This is a genomic window from Mycobacterium sp. TH-M25, from assembly GCF_057473665.1.
Genome location: NZ_JBYCLA010000081.1, coordinates 1 through 4,682, shown reverse-complemented (window position 1 = coordinate 4,682; position 4,682 = coordinate 1). Strand labels below are relative to the sequence as shown.

Sequence of the window (4,682 nt, the reverse complement as noted above, 5' to 3'; positions counted from 1 at the left end):
AGGGCCGAATGACCATCCCTCCCCTTCCGGTTCCCACGCGCCTATTTCACGGCGAAAACCTGGACTCCTACGCACGACGCCACGCGGCCCGAAACCTCTGCAAGCCATCCGATGTTGACCATGCCTTGCGTGAGCGCGGCATTATCAGTTCCAAGAGCCGGCGCGACCCCGAACGTCTACAGGCGTGGCGGGATCTCGGCGGACTGCGGGCAGGCGCTTTCGCTGCCCCTGAATACGTTCTCGACCAAGAGGTGACCGAACGGACGCTGTGCCTCCGTTGCACCAGAGGCGAGTCTGCCCGAGGAAAGCTCATTGGCGTAGGGCTGGTGTGTATGCGGCACAGGCGATGGCTGGGCTCGCCCGAGATTGACTTGCATTGCTATTCCGCTGCTCTCGCCGCGGAACGGCAGTTTCGGCGGCACCTCGCTGCTCGGGATGTCCTGCACGATTCCCTGCCCATGCTGATCGGTCGAGAGTGTGCCAGCCTCGCCATTATCGGCTCGAGCGAGATCAACCGCCGCAGAAATGAATTCGGTATCGATGCTGTCGACGCGTTGACGTATCCAGAGCAAGTGAAGATTGCTCGGCTGTTGTGCTCTCCCAGTTTCCTCGACAAAGCAACTGACCCAGGCACCTCTTCAGCTCAGCGCAGTTCGCTGGTCGCGACAGAAGTAGAGAAGATCATCCCCGTCCGTGACGATGCAGACCCGTGGCGAGCCACCAACCGAGTGTGGACAGCGATCACGCACCTGACCGCGCGTCGGCAAGATGCCCGTATCTACGGCGTACCGATGCGCGATACCTACTACAACGTCCTGCGGTTCCTCGACAGGTCGCAGGACAACCAGTTGTGACGGCCCGCCCCATGGCCACGGCCGGAGACCTGTCGGTGCTCAGTGGTCAACTACTCGTAACAACCCAAGCACTCGGCGTTCTGGGCGCTCATGACGACTCACGAGAGGTGAACCGTGGAACTTGAAGATCTTGAGCTCCTAAGCAAGGACGAGCTCATCGAGGTAATTAGTCGTCTCCAGGGTGAGGCGGAACCGGGAGTCAAGCTGACCTTCCCGGGTAAGGCGACCGCCCGCCGAATCACGCGTCGAGTCAGGCCGCGCGTTCAGCGCACGATCGCAAAGTACGGAGCCGGACCAGATGAGGAGAGAGCGACGAACGTCTTGATTGAGGGCGACAACCTTCAGGCCCTCGCGACACTGTACAAAGAGCGCGGCAACGTCGATCTCATCTTGACAGACCCGCCGTACAACACGGGTGGGGACTGGCGTTACAACGACAAATGGGACGACGACCCGAACGATCCGGGGATCGGTGACGTGGTGCGCGAGGACGACCGCGCGCGCCACACAAAGTGGATGAAGTTCATGTATCCACGGCTGTTGCTCATGAAGCAGATGCTAAAACCAAGTGGCGTCCTGGCGATCTGCATCGACCACCGTGAACTGTTCCACCTCGGGCAGTTGCTTGACGAGTTGTTCGGAGCAGCGAACCGCCTTGCGATCATAAATTGGGAAAAGGCCTCGGCGCCGCGCAACGACAAACGTCATGTTGCGAGCGCGACAGAATACGTATTGGTGTATGCGAAAGATGCTGAACGTGCGGCGACTGGCGCGTTGCCTCGAAGTGAAGCTAGCCTCGGACGGTACGCGAATCCCGATGGGGATCCAAGGGGCGATTGGCGCGAACATGACCTAACCGCTCGTACCCCTAGCCTGAAAGATCAGTACGGCATCCAGTCGCCGTTCGACGGCACCATTCACTACCCAGCGGGACACAGGTCCTGGGCGCATCCGAAGCGAAATATCAAGCGCTGGATTGAGGAGTGGGGGGTCGAATATGCGGAGACCAACATAGGCGATGGACGGCCGCCAGCGCTCATGGTCAAAGGGGGCAAAGCACTTCCGTTGCCTGGAAACGGCGAGCGTCCTAGAACACGTCCAGGCTCTGTCCCGCGCGCCGCATCTAAGGCTGCGAACAAAGTGCTTGGACGTGGGAACTGGCCGTTTGTGTGGTGGGGATTAAAGGGTACCGGCGGTCCTCGGCCCAAGAAATACCTTGAGGCCGTCCGCAAAGGACTCGTTCCGACTACGTACTGGGCTTCAGACGACTATGAAGAACCGCTCGGCCTAGGTTCGACTTCGTGGGACTGGGAACAGTCGGGCCTTAGCCAGACTGGCATTAAGGAGTTGAGCGCACGGGTCGGGAACGACCACGGCTTCGAGACGGTCAAGCCACTTCAATTGATGGCCAAGATCATCCAGATCTGGTGCAGGCCTGATGGCATCGTGCTCGACCCGTTTGCGGGGTCCGGCACGACTGGGGAAGCGGTGCTGCTCCTCAACGCTTCATCCGAAGCTGCGCGACGCTTCATACTCGTCGAGCAGGGCAGACCGGAACGTGGAGATTCCTACGCGAAGACGCTGACTGCTGACCGTCTGCGGCGAGTAGTGTCCGGCGATTGGGCAAACGGAAACGGTGTTGCGCTTGGTGGCGGCTTTGAATTTAGTACTCTGACAAAGCAAGTCGATGCGGCCGCCCTGTTGGCGATGGAGCGGGACGAGATGGTGGATACGGTGATCGCATCGTACTTCGATGCGTCCCATCGTCGAGGTTCGAACCTGATCCGCATCCACGACAGCACGTATGCATATTTGGTAGCCCACAACGCGGACGATGAGGGCTTCTATCTTGTTTGGGGCGGCGTCGGGAAAAATACCGACCTCACTGAGGATGTCTATGAGGCCTGCGTCGCAGAGGGCCAGAAAGCAGAATTGAAGCCGGTTTACCATATCTATTCTCGGTTCAATCTTTTCACGACCTCCGGGGTTCACTGGTACCAGATTCCCGATCGAATCCTGGCTGACTTCGGGCTTGACGTTCGCACTGAGTCGTACACGGATGAGGAGCAGTAATGCTGAAGCTCCACCAGTTTCAAGAGACAGCCGCGGCGACGGTTTCGTCACGTGTAGCGGAGTACTTGGACAATCCCGCCAAAGTCACGGTTGACCGCAAATTGCATGTCCCGCCGTACTTCCAATCCCTTTCGGCGCTTACCGGAGCGGGCAAGACAGCCATCCTGGCCGAAGCCGTAGCTCAGATCGCGGCCAGCATGCCGATCAAGCCAATCATCATGTGGCTCTCCAAGGGCAAGGTGGTTGTGCAGCAGACCTTTGACAACCTGTCGGAGGGCGGTAGGTACCACCACTTGCTTGACGGCATGTCGGTAGCTGCACTGGCTAACTACAGGCCGGAAGTTGTGACGGACGCAGAGCAGCCATTGGTCTACTTCGCGACCGTCGGGACGTTCAACCAAAAGGACAAAGAAGACGGCACGCTCCTAGTCCACAAGTCTGACGTCGACAACATGGAAACGTCCGTGTGGGCTCAACTTCGCATTCGGACGGATGCGGATGGCAACCGCCGCCCACTCGTCGTGGTTTACGATGAGGCCCAGAATCTCAGCAACCAGCAGACCGAGCTTCTACTGGAGCTGGAACCAGACGTGTTTCTGTTGGCTTCGGCAACGATGCGTCTCCCCGCTCGAATCGGGGACGAGATTCAGCATCTGCGCACCGCGGGCTACGCCGGGGACGACGACGAGTACCTCGTCACTAAGGTCAAGTCCGCCGACGTCGTCAGCGCAGGTCTCGTCAAGGACATTGTTCTTCTTGAGGGCTACAACACCCCGATGGAGGAAGCCATCGCCCAATTGTTGGCAGATATGGCAGAGACGACCTCCGAGGCGAAGACGCTTGGGCTCGACTTCGAGCCCAAGAGCATCTACGTCTGCAACACCAATGTGGTCGCTGATACCCCGAACCAGATGGACGACCCGAAGCAGCCGTTCGACCAACGGCAAGCTCCGCCCATCCTGATCTGGAAATATCTAGTCGAGCAGATGGACGTCGATCCATCCGAGGTAGCGGTATACGCCGACCTAAAGACGAACAAGGACTATCCGCTCCCCGAGGAGTTCACCCTTTTCAAGGGCGGAGATAAAGACTACGACGAGTTCACTGCCGGCGCTTACAAGCACATCATCTTCAATCTCAGCCTTCAGGAAGGTTGGGATGACCCGTCGGTGTACTTCGCCTACATCGATAAGAGCATGGGGTCGTCCGCCCAAATCACACAGGTGATCGGGCGCGTCCTCCGTCAGCCAGGCACTCAGCACTATCCATCAGGCCGATTGAACGCGGCGCACTTCTACGTCCGGGTCGATAAGAACGCCGTGTTCAACAGCGTTGTGGAAGAAGTGAAAGCTCAGCTCGGCACCGACCCGGGTGGAGTGAAGATCGTCGTGTCTCCCCCTGGAAAACCTAAGCCAAAGGAATATATCCCGAAGGGGGAGTACGCAGTTCCCGAAACTGCACTGAATCCTGCGCAAGCCCAGAACAAGATCATCGACCTGATTGCAGGTTTCACCGACTACCGGGACGACGACAAAAATACCAAGGGTGCCGGAAGCAGGCGAGTGCTTCGGCAAAAGGTCGGGCACGGCGGAACTGAGACGGAATGGGAGGTGTACGAACATTCGGCAGAGGCATCGGCACGTTGGGTCTTCCATCGCGAGATTCAGCGGCAGTTCAAGGAAGCCCTCGGCCCTCTCTGTCAACCTTGAGTGAGACACTTCGAGGCGAGGTGTTTAACGAGTCCGAGGGCGAGTA

The 4,682-nt window shown here is 58.7% G+C and carries 3 protein-coding genes; all 3 read left to right on the top strand.

Annotation, left to right across the window (positions count from 1 at the left end):
* On the top strand, positions 1 to 854 hold an 854-nt coding region (locus tag AC2VOU_RS02965; RefSeq protein WP_486956022.1), incomplete at its 5' end, for a hypothetical protein.
* Positions 855 to 968: 114 nt separating this feature from the next.
* Positions 969 to 2,927: a site-specific DNA-methyltransferase gene (locus AC2VOU_RS02960; RefSeq protein WP_486956021.1), complete on the top strand. Its 1,959-nt coding sequence runs from the start codon at positions 969 to 971 to the stop codon at positions 2,925 to 2,927.
* Positions 2,927 to 4,636, top strand: a complete 1,710-nt coding sequence (locus tag AC2VOU_RS02955) for a DEAD/DEAH box helicase (protein ID WP_486956020.1) — start codon at positions 2,927 to 2,929, stop codon at positions 4,634 to 4,636. Before AC2VOU_RS02960 ends, AC2VOU_RS02955 begins: the two co-directional genes overlap by 1 nt.
* The last annotated feature ends 46 nt before the right edge of the window (positions 4,637 to 4,682 follow it).

What these genes read in the sequence shown, in the direction of transcription:
- AC2VOU_RS02955 (WP_486956020.1), top strand. Translation starts at nt 2,927, where the DNA reads ATGCTGAAGCTCCACCAGTTTCAAGAGACAGCCGCGGCGACGGTTTCG.